Annotated in this window: 12 protein-coding genes and 3 pseudogenes; 8 read left to right on the top strand and 7 right to left on the bottom strand. The window is 44.4% G+C overall.

Annotation, left to right across the window (positions count from 1 at the left end):
- Positions 1–14: 14 nt before the first annotated feature.
- From cobT to ACJHX4_RS06745, 5 genes and pseudogenes are all read right to left on the bottom strand, one after another.
- Complete coding sequence (cobT, locus tag ACJHX4_RS06765; protein WP_001166163.1) at positions 15–1,094, bottom strand: nicotinate-nucleotide--dimethylbenzimidazole phosphoribosyltransferase; 1,080 nt, start codon at positions 1,092–1,094, stop codon at positions 15–17.
- An 11-nt stretch (positions 1,095–1,105) separates the two neighbouring features.
- Positions 1,106–1,849: an adenosylcobinamide-GDP ribazoletransferase gene (gene cobS, locus ACJHX4_RS06760; protein WP_001296197.1), complete on the bottom strand. Its 744-nt coding sequence runs from the start codon at positions 1,847–1,849 to the stop codon at positions 1,106–1,108.
- On the bottom strand, positions 1,846–2,391 hold the full coding sequence (gene cobU, locus ACJHX4_RS06755) for a bifunctional adenosylcobinamide kinase/adenosylcobinamide-phosphate guanylyltransferase (protein ID WP_000973199.1): 546 nt from the start codon (positions 2,389–2,391) through the stop codon (positions 1,846–1,848). The genes cobS and cobU overlap by 4 nt, the downstream gene beginning before the upstream one ends.
- A 151-nt stretch (positions 2,392–2,542) precedes the next feature.
- Positions 2,543–2,686 (bottom strand): annotated as a pseudogene (locus tag ACJHX4_RS06750) (cobalamin biosynthesis protein); the annotation flags it as partial.
- Between the two features lie 8 nt (positions 2,687–2,694).
- Positions 2,695–2,883: pseudogene (locus ACJHX4_RS06745) on the bottom strand (IS4 family transposase); the annotation flags it as partial.
- A 1,179-nt stretch (positions 2,884–4,062) separates the two neighbouring features.
- Between ACJHX4_RS06745 and ACJHX4_RS06740 the strand changes: the two are divergent.
- Positions 4,063–6,210 (top strand): TonB-dependent receptor plug domain-containing protein, encoded by a 2,148-nt coding sequence (locus tag ACJHX4_RS06740; protein WP_000966628.1) that lies wholly within the window; start codon positions 4,063–4,065, stop codon positions 6,208–6,210.
- A 370-nt stretch (positions 6,211–6,580) separates the two neighbouring features.
- Here the strand turns inward: ACJHX4_RS06740 and ACJHX4_RS06735 are convergent, their stop codons facing one another.
- Together ACJHX4_RS06735 and ACJHX4_RS06730 are read right to left on the bottom strand one after the other, a co-directional pair.
- On the bottom strand, positions 6,581–7,225 hold the full coding sequence (locus tag ACJHX4_RS06735; RefSeq protein WP_000502870.1) for an IbrB-like domain-containing protein: 645 nt from the start codon (positions 7,223–7,225) through the stop codon (positions 6,581–6,583).
- Positions 7,210–8,433: a phosphoadenosine phosphosulfate reductase gene (locus tag ACJHX4_RS06730; RefSeq protein ID WP_001542270.1), complete on the bottom strand. Its 1,224-nt coding sequence runs from the start codon at positions 8,431–8,433 to the stop codon at positions 7,210–7,212. The genes ACJHX4_RS06735 and ACJHX4_RS06730 overlap by 16 nt, the downstream gene beginning before the upstream one ends.
- Before the next feature lie 1,038 nt (positions 8,434–9,471).
- On the opposite strand from ACJHX4_RS06730, the gene ACJHX4_RS06725 reads away from it, so the two are divergent.
- The 7 genes and pseudogenes from ACJHX4_RS06725 to ACJHX4_RS06695 all read left to right on the top strand — a co-directional run bounded on the left by ACJHX4_RS06725 (position 9,472) and on the right by ACJHX4_RS06695 (position 15,666).
- Complete coding sequence (locus tag ACJHX4_RS06725; RefSeq protein WP_024174324.1) at positions 9,472–10,134, top strand: PIG-L deacetylase family protein; 663 nt, start codon at positions 9,472–9,474, stop codon at positions 10,132–10,134.
- Positions 10,135–10,147: 13 nt separating this feature from the next.
- Positions 10,148–11,344 (top strand): glycosyltransferase, encoded by a 1,197-nt coding sequence (locus ACJHX4_RS06720; RefSeq protein ID WP_000854360.1) that lies wholly within the window; start codon positions 10,148–10,150, stop codon positions 11,342–11,344.
- Positions 11,310–11,903 carry an acetyltransferase gene (locus ACJHX4_RS06715; protein WP_002430650.1) on the top strand — a complete coding sequence of 198 codons (594 nt, stop codon included), beginning with the start codon at positions 11,310–11,312 and terminating at the stop codon, positions 11,901–11,903. The genes ACJHX4_RS06720 and ACJHX4_RS06715 overlap by 35 nt, the downstream gene beginning before the upstream one ends.
- 1 nt (position 11,904) lies before the next feature.
- On the top strand, positions 11,905–12,678 hold the full coding sequence (locus ACJHX4_RS06710) for a YaiO family outer membrane beta-barrel protein (RefSeq protein WP_000589885.1): 774 nt from the start codon (positions 11,905–11,907) through the stop codon (positions 12,676–12,678).
- 467 nt (positions 12,679–13,145) lie between these two features.
- A pseudogene (locus tag ACJHX4_RS06705) lies at positions 13,146–13,484 on the top strand (transposase); the annotation flags it as partial.
- Positions 13,485–13,679: 195 nt separating this feature from the next.
- Positions 13,680–14,894: a PfkB family carbohydrate kinase gene (locus ACJHX4_RS06700; protein ID WP_000667429.1), complete on the top strand. Its 1,215-nt coding sequence runs from the start codon at positions 13,680–13,682 to the stop codon at positions 14,892–14,894.
- A gap of 13 nt (positions 14,895–14,907) precedes the next feature.
- On the top strand, positions 14,908–15,666 hold the full coding sequence (locus ACJHX4_RS06695; RefSeq protein WP_001066372.1) for a glutamine amidotransferase: 759 nt from the start codon (positions 14,908–14,910) through the stop codon (positions 15,664–15,666).
- Positions 15,667–15,683 lie beyond the last annotated feature (17 nt).

The raw sequence follows: 15,683 nt of genomic DNA, 5'->3' as shown, positions 1-15,683 counted from the left end.
CAGACTTTTCGTTTTTAGCTGTTCAAATCAGAAGTCGTATTCCCCGGTAGAACAATATTACTGGCAGCAAGTTCGCCCATGTTGTTGTATATCGCACAAGCAGCTTCGATGATGGACATCGCCAGAGCTGCACCACTCCCCTCACCTAAACGCATATCCATATTGAGATAAGGCTCCAGCCCCAAATGCGAGAGCGCTATACGCGCGCCTTTTTCTGCCGACAAGTGAGAAGGAATGAGATACGGTTTGATTGCAGGAGACATCTGGCAGGCTGCGAGCGCAGCAGCATAAGAAAGAAATCCATCCAGCAACACGGGTAAACCGCAGGAAGCAGCACCTAACATCACTCCAGCTATTCCGACCAAATCAAATCCACCCACTTTTGCCAGGACATCAACACCATCCTGAGGATTTGGTTGATTCAACGTAATCGCCCGACGCACAACATCAATTTTATTAGCCAGTTTATCTGTCGGCAGGTTTGCGCCAATCCCAACCACTTCTTCAGGATCCCGGCCAGTGATTGTGCTGACTATTGCCGCTGCCGGTGTCGTGTTTGCCATCCCCAGTTCACCTACACCAAACAGCGTGACACCGTTTTTTGCCAGCTCCCGCGTATAACATATGACGTCCAAAAGCAACTTTTCAGCCTGACGGCGACTCATTGCCGGAGCTGAAGCAATATTGCCGCTACCTCGTGCGACACGCATGTTGATAAGCCCGGGGATAGGCTCAGCAGTATCAATACCAACATCAATTACGTGGACGTTAGCGCCCGCTTGTGCTGCCAGCACACACACGCCGGTTGTTCCACGGGTCATATTTTCAGCCTGTATGGCTGTCACTTCTTTTGGAGAAATAGCGACCCCTTCCTCCCAGACGCCGTGATCGGCACACATAACCAGTACTGCTTTTTTGCCCACATGCGGTATGCCATTCAACCCCGGCATTCCTGCCAGTTGTATGGCAAGCGCCTCCAGCTTTCCCAGGCTACCAACAGGTTTGAGTAACCCGTCAACATGCCGTTGTGCACGCGACATAGCGGCAGAATTGATGGCTGGGATCGTATTCAGTAAATCGGCAAGTATTTGCATGTCACGTCTCTTTATAGCAGTGCCAGCAGGAAAACCAGTTCACCAAACTCTATGGCTGCTCCCAGCGTATCGCCCGTTTGCCCGCCCAGCGTACGTTTGAGAAGCTGACCGAGGATGAAAATCGCCACCATCGTCACCACCATAGCAGCCACACCATGCATACCCGGCAATAATACGGCAGCAAAAATAGCGGCTAAGCCGAGTGTGACGCAGGTTTGTCGCCCATCAATTTTGCCAATGAACACATTGCCAAGCCCTTCTTCCCGCGCATAACGATGACGATACATCAATAATGCGGCAGTCCCGCGGCTGACCGCACATGCTGCCGCCAGCGATGCAAGGATCGGTTCGCCACGCAGAGCCAACTCGCTTAACACCAGAATCTTTGCCAGTACCACAAAAATCAATGCCAGACCGCCGTGGGTGCCTAAACGGCTATCACGCATGATTTCCAACATGCGATCGCGGCTACGTGCAGAAAATACGCCATCACAGGTATCAGCGAGGCCGTCCAGATGGAATCCCCCGGTCATCAGCGCCAGCACAAGTACGCTAAACAGTGCCGCCAGTGGTACGCCACACCATGCCTGCAGCACCATGAAGACCAGCCCGCTAATCGCGCCAAGCAATAATCCAATCAAAGGAAAAGTAATAATACCGCGAGAATAATGCTCGAAATCCAGTCCCTGGGACCAGCGACGCGGTACAGGCAGACGCGTAATAAATGAGAGCATCGCCCAAAATAATTTACTCATTTGATTTTTACTCCAATACCCGAAACCACCAGCCATACTTCATTTGCCGCAGCGGCCAACTGCTGATTTACCCGCCCGGCAATATCACGAAAATGTCGTGCCAGACGACTCTCCGGCACAATCCCCATTCCCACTTCGTTAGTCACTAATACAACCTTTGCGGGGCAACGTTGGCAGGCAGCAATCAACGACTGAATCTCAGCATTAATCGCCTGTTCCATCGCCTGATAATCCCATTCATCAGGGTCTTTATCGCCGCCATAATCAAACAACAGATTAGTCACCATTGTGGTAACGCATTCCAGCAACACAGCCTCATTCGGGTTAATGTCTGCATGAATTAATTCATCAAGATGTTGCCAGCGCTCCACTGTGCGCCAGTGCTCCGGGCGGCTTTGCCGATGATGTTCTATCCGTGCAGCCATCTCATCATCAAGGATTTGCGAGGTAGCGATATACAGAACCTGTGAAGAGTCCCCAATAAGCACCTCTGCGTGGCGACTCTTCCCGCTCCGTGCGCCTCCCGTCACCAAAATCATCATACCGACTCCTGATTCAAATGTATGATGGTATTCATTGAACAGAGCAATGGATCCCCCACCGTTGCTGACCGCAAAACATTTACGCGATTAATACTGCGCGTAATATAATTAAAAATCCAGCATTCTCAATCCATTACGAAATAAGATGGCATTACGGAATAGCCAGACTTTCTCGTGTTAACGTCCGACAAAATGCGTCATTGACAGCGGTTTCTGTGGATTGACACATTTCATTCAGATAATGAATTAATGCTACTGCCGGACCAACCAGCAAACGGGCATTGTGTTCTGAAATCCAGGCTATTGATTCAACGTCAGCGACAGATCTGCGCTGTAAAAGAAGTTGTAAAACAACGCAATAAAATTATCCGGAATGGTGGCGACTATGCACTAGAACACCACAATTTCGCTCTCTCGGTAAGGCACTGTCACAGCATTCAACAGAATGTGACTTGCCAGATTTATTAGCGCCACCAGATGTTTAACCGGGTAACCACGACCCAGTCGGGGATATATTCCATCTTCTCGCTGACATCATCAAGAATAAAAAGGTTTATCACACTCAGAGCAACGTTCTTCAGCAGGCGGGATAATTCTTCAACATTTAAAAGATGTGTTATTAAAGGCATACAAACTGGACGTATTGTATTTTCTTTTGGTGGTTGACCTAAGGTAGCAGTTTATCCTGATGCGCTGAGATTTCTGTAATATCTACGTCAACATTCTCCTCGAATAGAAAATGCAGCCTCGGCAAGTGATTCACATTTTTTAACAAAGCGTTGTTAGCGTGCCATTTTCAGAAGCTCTCCAAGAAAGCGAATTCTTTTCTCAAATTCTGCATTCTCAGACACAGCTTTCTACTCCATGGCAATGGCCCAAATACGAAGTTGCTCAGGATCATTAGTGGTGCTGAGAAGTTAAATAACCATGCGGAGTACAACTCGTCATCACGTATTTATATATCATGAAGCTATTGTTGTGTTTTGTACATCAGTAGATGTATTCTGATATACTCCTTTTTCTAGACATAACCTTTCACCTGCTTGCAAAGCTTCTGTGTTCTGACATTGCCAAATTGTTGCAATTCTGTATCCAGCCTTCTTTCAGTCATAGCTTCGGGCCGCGATAAGACTCACTGATCTGACCCTGATTCCTCTTGCAGACTTTATAGACCAATTAAAATGCAGTTTCTGCAGGTCAACGTCTGACCATCATTGTCATCACTCTGGCCATTAGAGTAACCTTCTGCATTCATCCTTTTGTAAAAAGTTTATGTCAGTATCAGCAATTAACCGGACCTGATACTGATATGAGTCTTACCGCATATACGGTCAATTTCAGCAATTAATTACATTATCCACGCCAAAGTGTTTGTCATCGCAATGATGGTACCTTCTTTCAGACACCATTTTTTCAACTCCGTTTTCCACGGACCGCACTCTTATGTCAAGAGTACGGTCCGTGGATACAACCAGAGACCGACTGACACGAGTCAGAGGAAACGACGGATATGTTCAGTCGTAAAATATCTATCAAAAAACATGATTAAGGTCAAAAATGTTTGATATTTACAATTTATGAAGATGACAATAATCACAGATACATGAGAACATAAATGATAATAATTATCATTACAGCAATCATTTGTACTTTGTATTAATGAGGGATGAAATGTTATATAATATACCTTGTCGAATTTATATCCTTTCCACTCTGTCATTATGCATTTCTGGGATAGTTTCTACTGCAACCGCAACTTCTTCAGAAACAAAAATCAGCAACGAAGAGACGCTCGTCGTGACCACGAATCGTTCGGCAAGCAACCTTTGGGAAAGCCCGGCGACTATACAGGTTATTGACCAACAAACATTGCAGAACTCCACCAATGCCTCCATAGCCGATAATTTGCAGGACATCCCCGGAGTAGAGATAACAGACAACTCCTTGGCAGGCCGTAAACAAATCCGCATTCGTGGCGAAGCATCCTCCCGTGTTTTAATTCTCATTGATGGTCAGGAGGTAACTTATCAGCGCGCCGGAGATAATTATGGTGTGGGACTGTTGATAGATGAGTCTGCGCTGGAGCGTGTTGAGGTAGTGAAAGGTCCATATTCCGTACTGTACGGTTCACAGGCAATTGGCGGTATTGTTAACTTCATAACCAAAAAGGGAGGTGACAAACTTGCATCTGGAGTTGTGAAAGCTGTTTATAATTCCGCAACAGCAGGCTGGGAAGAATCAATCGCGGTCCAGGGGAGCATCGGTGGATTTGATTATCGCATCAACGGTAGTTATTCTGATCAGGGCAATCGTGATACGCCGGATGGACGTCTGCCGAATACCAACTATCGTAACAATAGTCAGGGTGTATGGTTGGGTTATAACTCCGGAAACCATCGTTTTGGCCTCTCGCTTGATCGCTACAGACTCGCGACGCAAACTTACTATGAGGATCCAGACGGAAGCTATGAGGCATTTAGTGTCAAAATACCTAAACTTGAACGAGAGAAAGTTGGGGTATTCTATGACACAGACGTGGACGGTGACTATCTAAAAAAAATTCATTTCGACGCGTATGAGCAGACCATCCAGCGCCAATTTGCCAACGAAGTAAAAACGACACAGCCTGTTCCCAGTCCGATGATTCAGGCTCTGACCGTTCATAACAAGACTGACACCCATGATAAGCAATACACTCAGGCGGTCACATTGCAGAGTCACTTTTCGCTGCCTGCTAATAATGAACTTGTTACCGGTGCACAGTACAAACAAGACAGGGTCAGCCAAAGGTCCGGTGGCATGACCTCAAGCAAATCTCTGACCGGCTTCATTAATAAGGAAACACGAACTCGCTCCTATTATGAGTCAGAGCAAAGTACAGTCTCACTATTCGCACAAAATGACTGGCGATTCGCCGATCACTGGACATGGACAATGGGAGTTCGCCAATACTGGCTTTCTTCAAAGTTGACGCGTGGTGACGGAGTATCATATACCGCAGGCATTATAAGCGATACCTCTCTTGCCAGAGAGTCTGCGAGTGATCACGAAATGGTAACATCTACAAGCCTGCGCTATTCAGGTTTCGATAACTTGGAGTTACGCGCTGCGTTCGCGCAAGGCTACGTATTTCCCACACTCTCCCAGCTTTTTATGCAGACATCTGCGGGCGGCAGTGTCACATACGGAAATCCTGATCTTAAGGCTGAACACTCCAATAACTTTGAATTAGGTGCACGATATAATGGTAATCAGTGGCTGATTGACAGCGCAGTTTACTACTCAGAAGCTAAAGATTATATTGCAAGTCTGATCTGTGATGGCAGTATAGTTTGCAATGGTAACACCAACTCCTCCCGTAGTAGCTACTATTATTATGACAATATTGATCGGGCAAAAACATGGGGACTGGAAATAAGCGCGGAATATAATGGCTGGGTTTTCTCGCCATATATCAGTGGCAATTTAATTCGTCGGCAATATGAAACTTCAACATTAAAAACAACTAATACAGGAGAACCAGCGATAAACGGACGTATAGGGCTGAAACATACTCTTGTGATGGGTCAGGCCAACATAATCTCTGATGTTTTTATTCGTGCTGCCTCTAGTGCAAAAGATGACAGTAACGGTACCGAAACAAATGTTCCGGGCTGGGCCACTCTCAACTTTGCAGTAAATACAGAATTCGGTAACGAGGATCAGTACCGGATTAACCTAGCACTCAATAACCTGACAGACAAACGCTACCGTACAGCACATGAAACTATTCCTGCAGCAGGTTTTAATGCAGCTATAGGTTTTGTATGGAATTTCTGATGACAAAAACAATCGTTATGGAATTCTTTGTCCTGATCTGCCCGCTTTGCGGGCAGGCTAACGAACGTATTGTGTTTGTTGAAGGTTTTTCGACGTTGTTTTCCATCTGGGGGTGAATATTTATTCTTCCCGCCAGCATGACTCTATAGTCATTGCTACGACAATGACTTATAAAGCTGGTTACTGAGCCTATACCTTTGTAATTCAAAAGTGATATCAGTTCACAACGCAATACTATTTTTAGATTATTTACTCTCACCCAGATACTGAATCAATGGATAATACCTTTTGATTTATCCCGACTCGGAAGAAGGTGGGATAAATATTCTCCTTCTATTGCCCCTTACTCCAACTATCATATTTTACAATATCAACGAACCGTCCATGAAGGGCTGAAATTCTCTTCCTGAAACAGCTCTGTCAGCCCGCTAATCTGTTTCAGCCTCAGCACTTCATCCTGGTCCATGCCCAACTCTGTGCCAATACGCTCATCTGTCCAGCCCAGACGCGAAAGGTCCCTGACAATGTCAGACATTGACGTTATCTGGTGTTTTCCCCTGGCACGGTTATGCCGTATGGTTGCGGCAATACGTGATGCCTGTCCCTTTCTTTCCGGATTAATACAGGTCACTGGCAGCCAACCCTTCAGACGTTTTCTCGTATCCGCTTTCCTGCCCAGCAACTGACGATGAAAACCATCCACGACCAGATAATGCTCCTTCTCTTCCGAAACCACCACAGGCTGCGTGAATCCATCCTGCTCCAGTGAATGTTTAAGCAGTTTTTTTTCACTGGAAGACATGACATTGGGATTGTAATCGTTGGCCACCACCTCATCCGCTTTCACCCACAACACACAGTCCACAGGCTCCTGTGCAAAAGGGCTGACCTCATGCAACACCCTGCGCAGATGATTAAGGGCTCGTATGGTCTCTTCTTCAGATCGTTCCTGACTGAAGTACTGTCGAATCATGTTGCTCAATACTTCCACCTCAGGTGTCACAGAATCCCCCATTCCTTCCTCCTTTCTTTCATACGCTGCAGATAACGTTCATAGTGCCGGGGTTTGTTCGGACTGAAGGAGAGGGTCCGGCACCAGAAATCATTCTTTATGAGTGTCTTACAGATACGTCGCCAAGACGGGATATCCCGGCTCCCCAGGTCATTCTCCTGTTCATCCGGGATGTCATCCGGGAAGCCCCGCGTCTGATACCAGCGCAGGTAGACAGCAATTTTATTACGGTAATGTTCTGCCGTTCTTTCCGGCATCACATCCAGCAGGAACATCGCATAGCTACGCCAGGTATGATGAGGTGGCTTCGTGATACGCTTACGCAGGGCAAAATAGGCACCGCTCTCATTGGCATAAAGCGCCCCGCTGGCAGCACCCGACACCCGCTCACACATCCTGGCCCAAGTTTCCGGCTCCAGAACATGGTAAAGCCACAGTCCCTTACGCTGTTCCGGGCCAAAAGGCTCACAGACCCGCATGTTGCGTAACGGCACGCCGGCACGGTACATCAGGTCATACAGGGGATTGTAGATAGCTCGGGTTCTGGCGTTATATATCCATATATCACGGGCTTTCCAGTCATACAACGGATACAAGGTGTAATAAAACCCTTCAGGTGACGCTGTGGTCCAGGGTTTATCATCTGCATATCTCAGTTTGCGCTGAGACACCAGTCCCATAAAGCGATTGAGCGATTCATCAGCACGAACACCAGTCAGTATTGCCACTCCACACCGGTTACCGGCAAACCAGGAAGAAAATGCCGGAACAAATTCTTCAAACGTCATGGCATACCGATAAAATGGGAAATACGACATATCTGTAATAGCGTCATCTGGTGGCTGACGAACCCACTCCACACCTGGTTCCCAGCATATCCATTCCGGCTGAAACTGAGAGACACCGTTTACCGTAGTCAGGGGGAGTGCCACCCAGTAAAAAGTCTCCGTCACATCCCGATACATCTCCCTCATCTTCAGAATGTGTGCAATTGTGCACTGGTACTGAGCTTCCCAGTCAATGAATAATACAGAGAAACGACGTTTCTTCCTGCGAGCCACATCGGCCGTAAGATGGAGCAGCACAGTAGAGTCTTTTCCTCCAGAAAAAGACAAACAAACAGATGAAAATGTCTCAAACAACCACTCAATACGGTGAATGGCCGCATATAATACATTAACATCTGTTCTTATCTTCTGTATGGTTCCCATACATATCCTAGTATAAACTATCTTGGCAGTAATATTCTGAACTACAAACTTAAACCTTCTCATCAAGAAAAAGTTCTACCTTAAGGGTATATTGTTACTATCACGAGTTCATGATAGTTAAGTTTTTAGTAAAACACGACATATGACGATACATATATTAGCAAAATTATGACAAATGAGGCTACCTTAACAAAAATTCATTAATAGCAAACACATAAATAAAGACTCTCCTACCAAAAAAACAGACTCTTCACTCCTTCTTAACTATTTTCATGAGAAATAATAAACAAGGAATTTATTACCTTTGAATACAAACTTATATATACAATGAACTTAAACTCTTGAATCATTATCCAGAGAATATCATTAATTGGTGATGACCTAGCTATGCATGGCAGCATTCATGATAATGAGTATATACTAGCCAGAATGACACAAAGAGATATTTAACTAACTAATATATTGATAGTCAATGATGACAGATCGTAGTAATATATTAATACTTAGCCCTCTGAAATATCAAGTCATGTACGATGCTCCCGTTATTTTAATTTCGTTCTAGCTGTACTTTTGAATACAACCATAACTGATTATTGCCAACTAACTGAATGAAAAATATCAATAAATACAACAAACTTACTGCCTTTTCGTTTTATTTATAAGACGTTCCAACTACAAGAACAATATAGGCACATGATTATTCCAACAATACTGGACAAAAACTCCCGTATCTGAAGATACAATAGGTGATAATTCTTTCAGGATTTTGCTCAACTATGGCCTGATGGGAGAGTCATGACGGAACTAAGGCCTTTACAAGCCAGAAGATTAGTCTTAATGCGATCACAGTTCAACTTGCTACGACTGAAATCCGTAATAGCATATAAACTCTGTTTTTTTAACAGAAATGAAGATCTTCTTGTTGCATAAATGATGCTTCTCTGCCTCTGAAAAAGTAAATATAAAGTATATTTAATAAGATTAATTTTTATGATAGTGATAATTTATGATGGGGATTCATATGGCATATCTAAAAGGATAGATTACATGTTGAATTCTACAACATCTTCGGGAAAAAGAACCGGCATTTTAGCAATTGGTGCCCATCCTGATGATATAGAATTAGGATGTGGTGCATCTCTTTCATATTATTCTAATGAAAAAGTATATATTATATCTGTTGTCATGACACCTGGTTGCTGTGGCGCAGAGTATATTGATCGTCACAAGGAATCACAAGAAGCATTAAATATGTTAGGATGCAATAAACTAATCCCTCTAAATTTTGAAGATACCAGATTATATTTGCAAATAAAAGAGATGATATCATCTCTGGAATACATAATTGAGAATGAAACGCCCCAGGATGTGGAAATTACTCGAGTTTACACCATGAATAATACTGACAGGCATCAGGATCACATTGCTGTTTATCAGGCATCAATGGTTGCCTGTCGTTATATTCCTCAAATACTAGGATACGAAACACCAAGTACATGTCTGTCATTTTTACCTCAAGTTTTTGAATCTGTAGATGAGGTCCATTTTAATAAAAAAATATTAGCATTACAAAAGCATAAAAGCCAGATCCATCGAAGATACATACAGCCAGAATACATAATTGCTCAAGCCAAATTCCGAGGACAACAGGTTAGTCATTCTATGTGTGAAGGTTTTGTTGTCCATAAGATGGTGTTGTAACGGAGTAATAGAAATGAAAACTTTGTTATTTATCTTCATGACCATAGCAATGTTGCTATGGTTTTTAAGTACGCTAAGACGTAAACCCTGTCAAAAGAAAGGCTGTATTGACGCCATTATACCAGCTTATAACGAAGGCCCGTGTCTGGCGCAGTCACTGGATAATCTGCTGCGTAACCCTTATTTTTGCCGGGTAATTTGCGTTAACGACGGATCCACGGACAATACCGAAGCGGTCATGGCGGAAGTCAAACGCAAATGGGGCGACCGCTTTGTTGCCGTCACGCAAAAAAACACCGGTAAAGGTGGCGCACTAATGCATGGACTAAAATACGCCACGTGTGATCAAGTATTTTTAAGTGATGCAGATACTTTCGTTCCACCTGATAATGATGGAATGGGCTATATGCTGGCAGAAATTGAGCGCGGCGCTGATGCCGTTGGCGGAATTCCCTCCACCGCGTTAAAAGGGGCAGGTCTGCTGCCACATATCCGCGCCACCGTAAAGTTGCCGATGATTGTTATGAAGCGCACGCTACAGCAGTTTCTGGGCGGTGCACCGTTTATTATCAGCGGTGCCTGCGGGATGTTCCGTACTGATGTATTGCGTAAGTTCGGTTTCTCTGATCGTACTAAAGTCGAAGACCTTGATCTCACCTGGACGTTGGTGGCAAACGGCTACCGTATTCGGCAGGCGAATCGCTGCATCGTATACCCACAGGAATGTAACAGTCCGCGTGAGGAGTGGCGCCGCTGGCGGCGTTGGATTGTGGGCTACGCGGTCTGTATGCGCCTGCATAAAAGACTTTTATTTAGCCGCTTCGGTATCTTCAGTATATTTCCTATGCTGTTGGTTGTGCTTTATGGCGTTGGTATTTATCTCACTACCTGGTTTAATGAATTCATCACCACCGGGCCACATGGTGTGGTGTTGGCAATGTTCCCGCTTATCTGGGTCGGCGTAGTTTGTGTTATTGGTGCATTTAGCGCCTGGTTTCATCGTTGCTGGTTGTTGGTGCCTTTAGCACCGCTTTCCGTTGTGTATGTATTATTAGCTTATGCCATCTGGATTATTTATGGACTTATTGCCTTTTTTACTGGACGCGAACCTCAGCGCGACAAACCCACCCGCTATTCCGCACTGGTGGAAGCGTCAACCGCTTATTCCCAACCTTCTGTCACAGGAACTGAAAAACTATCTGAAGCTTAATGCTAAAGAGAAAAATGTTCAGATTGCAGACCAGGTGATTATTGATGAAAGTGCCGGTGAGGTTGTTATCGGCGCGAATACCCGTATTTGCCACGGTGCCGTTATTCAGGGGCCGGTAGTGATTGGCGCAAACTGCCTGATAGGTAATTATGCGTTTATTCGTCCTGGCACAATAATCAGCAATGGCGTAAAAATTGGTTTTGCCACCGAAATTAAAAATGCGGTTATTGAAGCGGAAGCAACGATTGGTCCGCAATGCTTTATTGCCGACTCGGTAGTTGCAAACCAGGCATATTTGGGCGCACAAGTACGTACCAGTAATCATCGTCTGGATGAACAACCCGTGTCTGTTCGAACTCCAGAGGGAATTATCGCTACCGGATGCGATAAATTAGGTTGTTATATCGGGAAGCGTTCACGCCTTGGCGTACAAGTTATTATTTTGCCTGGGCGAATTATTTCTCCGAACACACAACTTGGCCCGCGCGTGATTGTAGAACGTAATTTACCTAGTGGAACTTACTCACTCCGACAAGAACTTATCCGTACAGGAGATTAAAATGATAAAGCATACGTTATTAGTGCCGTTTTTTTTTAGTGCATTGCCCGCTTATGCCGGGTTAACTTCCATTACCGCGGGCTACGATTTTACCGATTATTCTGGCGAACATGGCAACCGTAATTTAGCGTATGCTGAACTGGTAGCAAAAGTTGAAAACGCAACGCTGCTTTTTAATCTTTCCCAGGGGCGTCGTGATTATGAAACTGAACATTTCAATGCCACTCGCGGCCAGGGTGCAGTCTGGTACAAATGGAATAACTGGCTGACAACCCGAACGGGTATTGCCTTTGCGGATAATACGCCGGTCTTTGCCCGCCAGGATTTTCGACAGGATATTAACCTAGCCCTGTTGCCAAAAACGCTTTTCACGACCGGTTATCGCTACACTAAATATTACGATGATGTCGAAGTCAATGCCTGGCAAGGCGGCGTATCACTCTATACTGGCCCGGTGATCACCAGTTACCGCTATACCCATTATGACTCCAGCGATGCAGGTAGTAGTTATAGCAATATGATTTCCGTGCGTCTGAAGGACCCGCGCGGTGCTGGTTATACGCAACTATGGCTAAGCCGCGGAACAGGTGCTTACACCTACGACTGGACGCCAGAAACACGCTACGGCAGCATGAAGAGCATCAGTTTGCAACGAATTCAACCGCTGACTGAGCAACTTAATCTCGGGTTGACGGCAGGTAAAGTGTGGTTCAACACCCCAACCGATGATTATAACGGTCTGCAACTTGCAGCCCACCTGATCTGGAAATTCTAGGCAGCAGTCTATCAGTATATTTTATTCGGTAGTTTTCAGAGAAAAGCTATAACTCGGTTTGATAATAAACAATATAATTAATTTCGGGCAATAACTTATTCGTATAGAGCACCAGAGAAAAGGTGCTCTATACGAATAAGTTATTGCCCGAATCGTACATCAGTTTAATAGCTGAGATACTTTTATTTTATCATCACCGGGGTGAAGGTATCTTTATATCTCTCTAGACAGGCCCCCTGAATCTCCAGACAACCAATATCACTTAAATAAGTGATAGTCCTGATACAAGTTTTTAGAGTAGTCATTAGTGAACAGATAATTGTTAACTTAGAACCAGTAAAATGCAAACGACGCACCACGCTGGGAAAATCGCTGCTATTCAGCAGAGTTTTGTACCGAGAATTGTGGCCAGCCACTTATTGCTCTCGCGTAAGCAGGTATCCCCATCGTTTACCAGTCCAGCACATCTTGTGGTCAGGCAGAAGAAGAGCAAACTGTTACTGGACTCACTGCATGCATGGTGGAGAAAAATGCCACGCTATCCAAAAATCCAGACTGGGTGAATGGTTCAGCTGTGTACTGAATCAGTGGGGCGCACTCTGTTATTACAGTGTTGACGGTCAGGCGGAGGCAGACATAATGCCGCGGAAAAAGCCCTTTGTGCCATCTGTCTCGGAAATAAAAACTTTATGTTCTTCGGCGGCGAGCGCAGTGCACTGTTGTATGGGCTTATCGGCACTTGCCTTCTGAACGACATTGATCCGGAAGCGTATCTGCGCCATATCCTGAGCGTACTGCCGGAATAACCTTCCAACCGTATTGATGAACTCCTGCCATGGAACGTAGTTCTCACCAATAAATAAGCATCAATATGATTCTCCATTAACGCTTACCTTTTCTCAGGCTATTTTTGCTTTTTTTTGCTTTTCCCCGCCACTTTATGGTGATTATCACATCAATATACATCGATAGATATTAACGTAACTGAAGTGAGGTGAAGCATGAAATTTGAACGCCATCATGAAATATTGAAACGACTCAGTAAATTCGGTTCTGTAAAAGTATCCGATCTGTCCAATAGCCTCAATGTAACGAAAGAAACTATTCGATCAGATCTTAATGAACTTGCCAGGCTTGGCTATCTGACTCGATGTCATGGCGGTGCTTTTATCGTCCTAGACTCGCTTGATACTATTGCGAAAAATGAAATCGCTTATGCGCTTGAAAATTATGATACAGCCCAGGGAATAAAAAAAGGCCACTCAACTATGAAAAGTCAAGTATGCGTTATTGGTTCGTTTAATGTTGATATCATCAGTTATTTGCCGAGGCTTCCCACTATCGGAGAATCGCTTCTGGCAAGTAATTTTATATTTTCACCGGGGGGAAAAGGCTGTAACCAAGCGCTGGCAGCAAGCTTTGCCGATACTGATGTTTATTTCATAACAAAAGTAGGTACAGATCACTTTAGTGATTATGCGATCAACTTTATGAATTCGTCTAAGATTTATAAAAGTATAATTTATCAAACGAAAGAAACGCAAACCGGAACTGCCACGATCCTTGTTAATGAAGGTACTGGCGATAATGTTATTGCGATCTATCCCGGTGCCAACATGACAATGTCGTCCGATGAAATAACTATTCAGAAAGAAGCGATTATTAATTCTGATGTCATACTTCTGCAGCTCGAAACAAATTATACCGCTCTGCAACAAGCGATCACATTGGCGCAAAAAAACAGTATCCCGGTCATTATTAACCCGGCACCCTATAATGATATCGTCAACGAACTTATTCAGGATGTTGATTATATCACCCCCAATGAAACAGAAGCTGGTTTACTGTCCGGCATAGACGTACACGATCTTGAATCAGCTAAACGAGCTGCAGAAGCTATCCACAATAAAGGGGTAAAAAACACGGTTATCACGCTCGGTAGCAAGGGCTCGCTCGCATTTGATGGCAAAAAATTCATTCATTCGCCAGCGTTTCCAGCGGTCGTTAAAAATACGGCAGGAGCCGGGGATGCTTTTAACGGCGCTCTGGCATCAGGACTTGCGAAAGGAAAATCACTGGAATCAGCACTGTGTTATGCCAGCGCCTTTGCATCCCTAGCGGTGGAGACAAGCAATGCTTCCGACATGCCTGAACATGAATCTGTGATACATCGAATTCAGAGTATACATTATCAGCAAACTATTTTTACGCATTAAGAAGGGACAGAGAATGAATAACACCAAAAAATCACTAAAAGTGCTCTTTATTGGGGAATCCTGGCATATTCATATGATTCATTCAAAAGGATATGACAGTTTTACCTCAAGTAAATATGAAGAAGGTGCGACCTGGTTACTCCAATGTCTGAAAAATAGTCAGGTAGATGTCACCTATATGCCGGCACATACGGTACAAATTGCCTTCCCTGAAGATGTGGCACAGTTAGAACAATATGATGCCATCGTTATTAGTGATATTGGTAGTAATACTTTCCTGCTACAAAATGATACTTTTTATCAACTTCGCATAAAACCAAACGCTCTCGAACTGATTAAAGAATATGTGAATAACGGTGGTGGGTTATTGATGATTGGCGGCTATCTCTCATTCATGGGAATTGAAGCAAAAGCCAATTATAAAAATACAGTTCTGGCTGATGTGCTCCCGGTTACGATGTTAGATGGTGACGATCGTGTCGAAAAACCAGAGGGTGTTATTGCACAGCCATCACAACCTGAACATCCAGTTATTAAAGGGTTCTCTGAATATCCTTTTTTCCTAGGTTATAACCGGGCGATCGCTAAAGAAAATGCTGAGGTGGTATTAACAATAAACAACGATCCATTACTGGTCTTTGGTAACTATCACAACGGGAAAATAGCCTGCTTTATGAGTGACTGTTCACCGCACTGGGGTACACAGCAGTTTATGTCCTGGCCGTTCTATACCGCGTTGTGGGTAAATATACTGACTCATATTGCAAGATAATAATAATGGGGTAACTC

This window comes from Escherichia sp. WS2035 (assembly GCF_046487065.1).
Lineage (GTDB): Bacteria > Pseudomonadota > Gammaproteobacteria > Enterobacterales > Enterobacteriaceae > Escherichia > Escherichia coli.
Note: the sequence above shows the minus strand (reverse complement) of the source record. Positions and strands in the feature narration are given on the sequence as shown.

What these genes read in the sequence shown, in the direction of transcription:
- cobT (WP_001166163.1), bottom strand. Translation starts at nt 1,094, where the DNA reads ATGCAAATACTTGCCGATTTACTGAATACGATCCCAGCCATCAATTCT.
- cobS (WP_001296197.1), bottom strand. Translation starts at nt 1,849, where the DNA reads ATGAGTAAATTATTTTGGGCGATGCTCTCATTTATTACGCGTCTGCCT.
- cobU (WP_000973199.1), bottom strand. Translation starts at nt 2,391, where the DNA reads ATGATGATTTTGGTGACGGGAGGCGCACGGAGCGGGAAGAGTCGCCAC.
- ACJHX4_RS06740 (WP_000966628.1), top strand. Translation starts at nt 4,063, where the DNA reads ATGTTATATAATATACCTTGTCGAATTTATATCCTTTCCACTCTGTCA.
- ACJHX4_RS06735 (WP_000502870.1), bottom strand. Translation starts at nt 7,225, where the DNA reads ATGGGGGATTCTGTGACACCTGAGGTGGAAGTATTGAGCAACATGATT.
- ACJHX4_RS06730 (WP_001542270.1), bottom strand. Translation starts at nt 8,433, where the DNA reads ATGGGAACCATACAGAAGATAAGAACAGATGTTAATGTATTATATGCG.
- ACJHX4_RS06720 (WP_000854360.1), top strand. Translation starts at nt 10,148, where the DNA reads ATGAAAACTTTGTTATTTATCTTCATGACCATAGCAATGTTGCTATGG.
- ACJHX4_RS06710 (WP_000589885.1), top strand. Translation starts at nt 11,905, where the DNA reads ATGATAAAGCATACGTTATTAGTGCCGTTTTTTTTTAGTGCATTGCCC.
- ACJHX4_RS06700 (WP_000667429.1), top strand. Translation starts at nt 13,680, where the DNA reads ATGAAATTTGAACGCCATCATGAAATATTGAAACGACTCAGTAAATTC.
- ACJHX4_RS06695 (WP_001066372.1), top strand. Translation starts at nt 14,908, where the DNA reads ATGAATAACACCAAAAAATCACTAAAAGTGCTCTTTATTGGGGAATCC.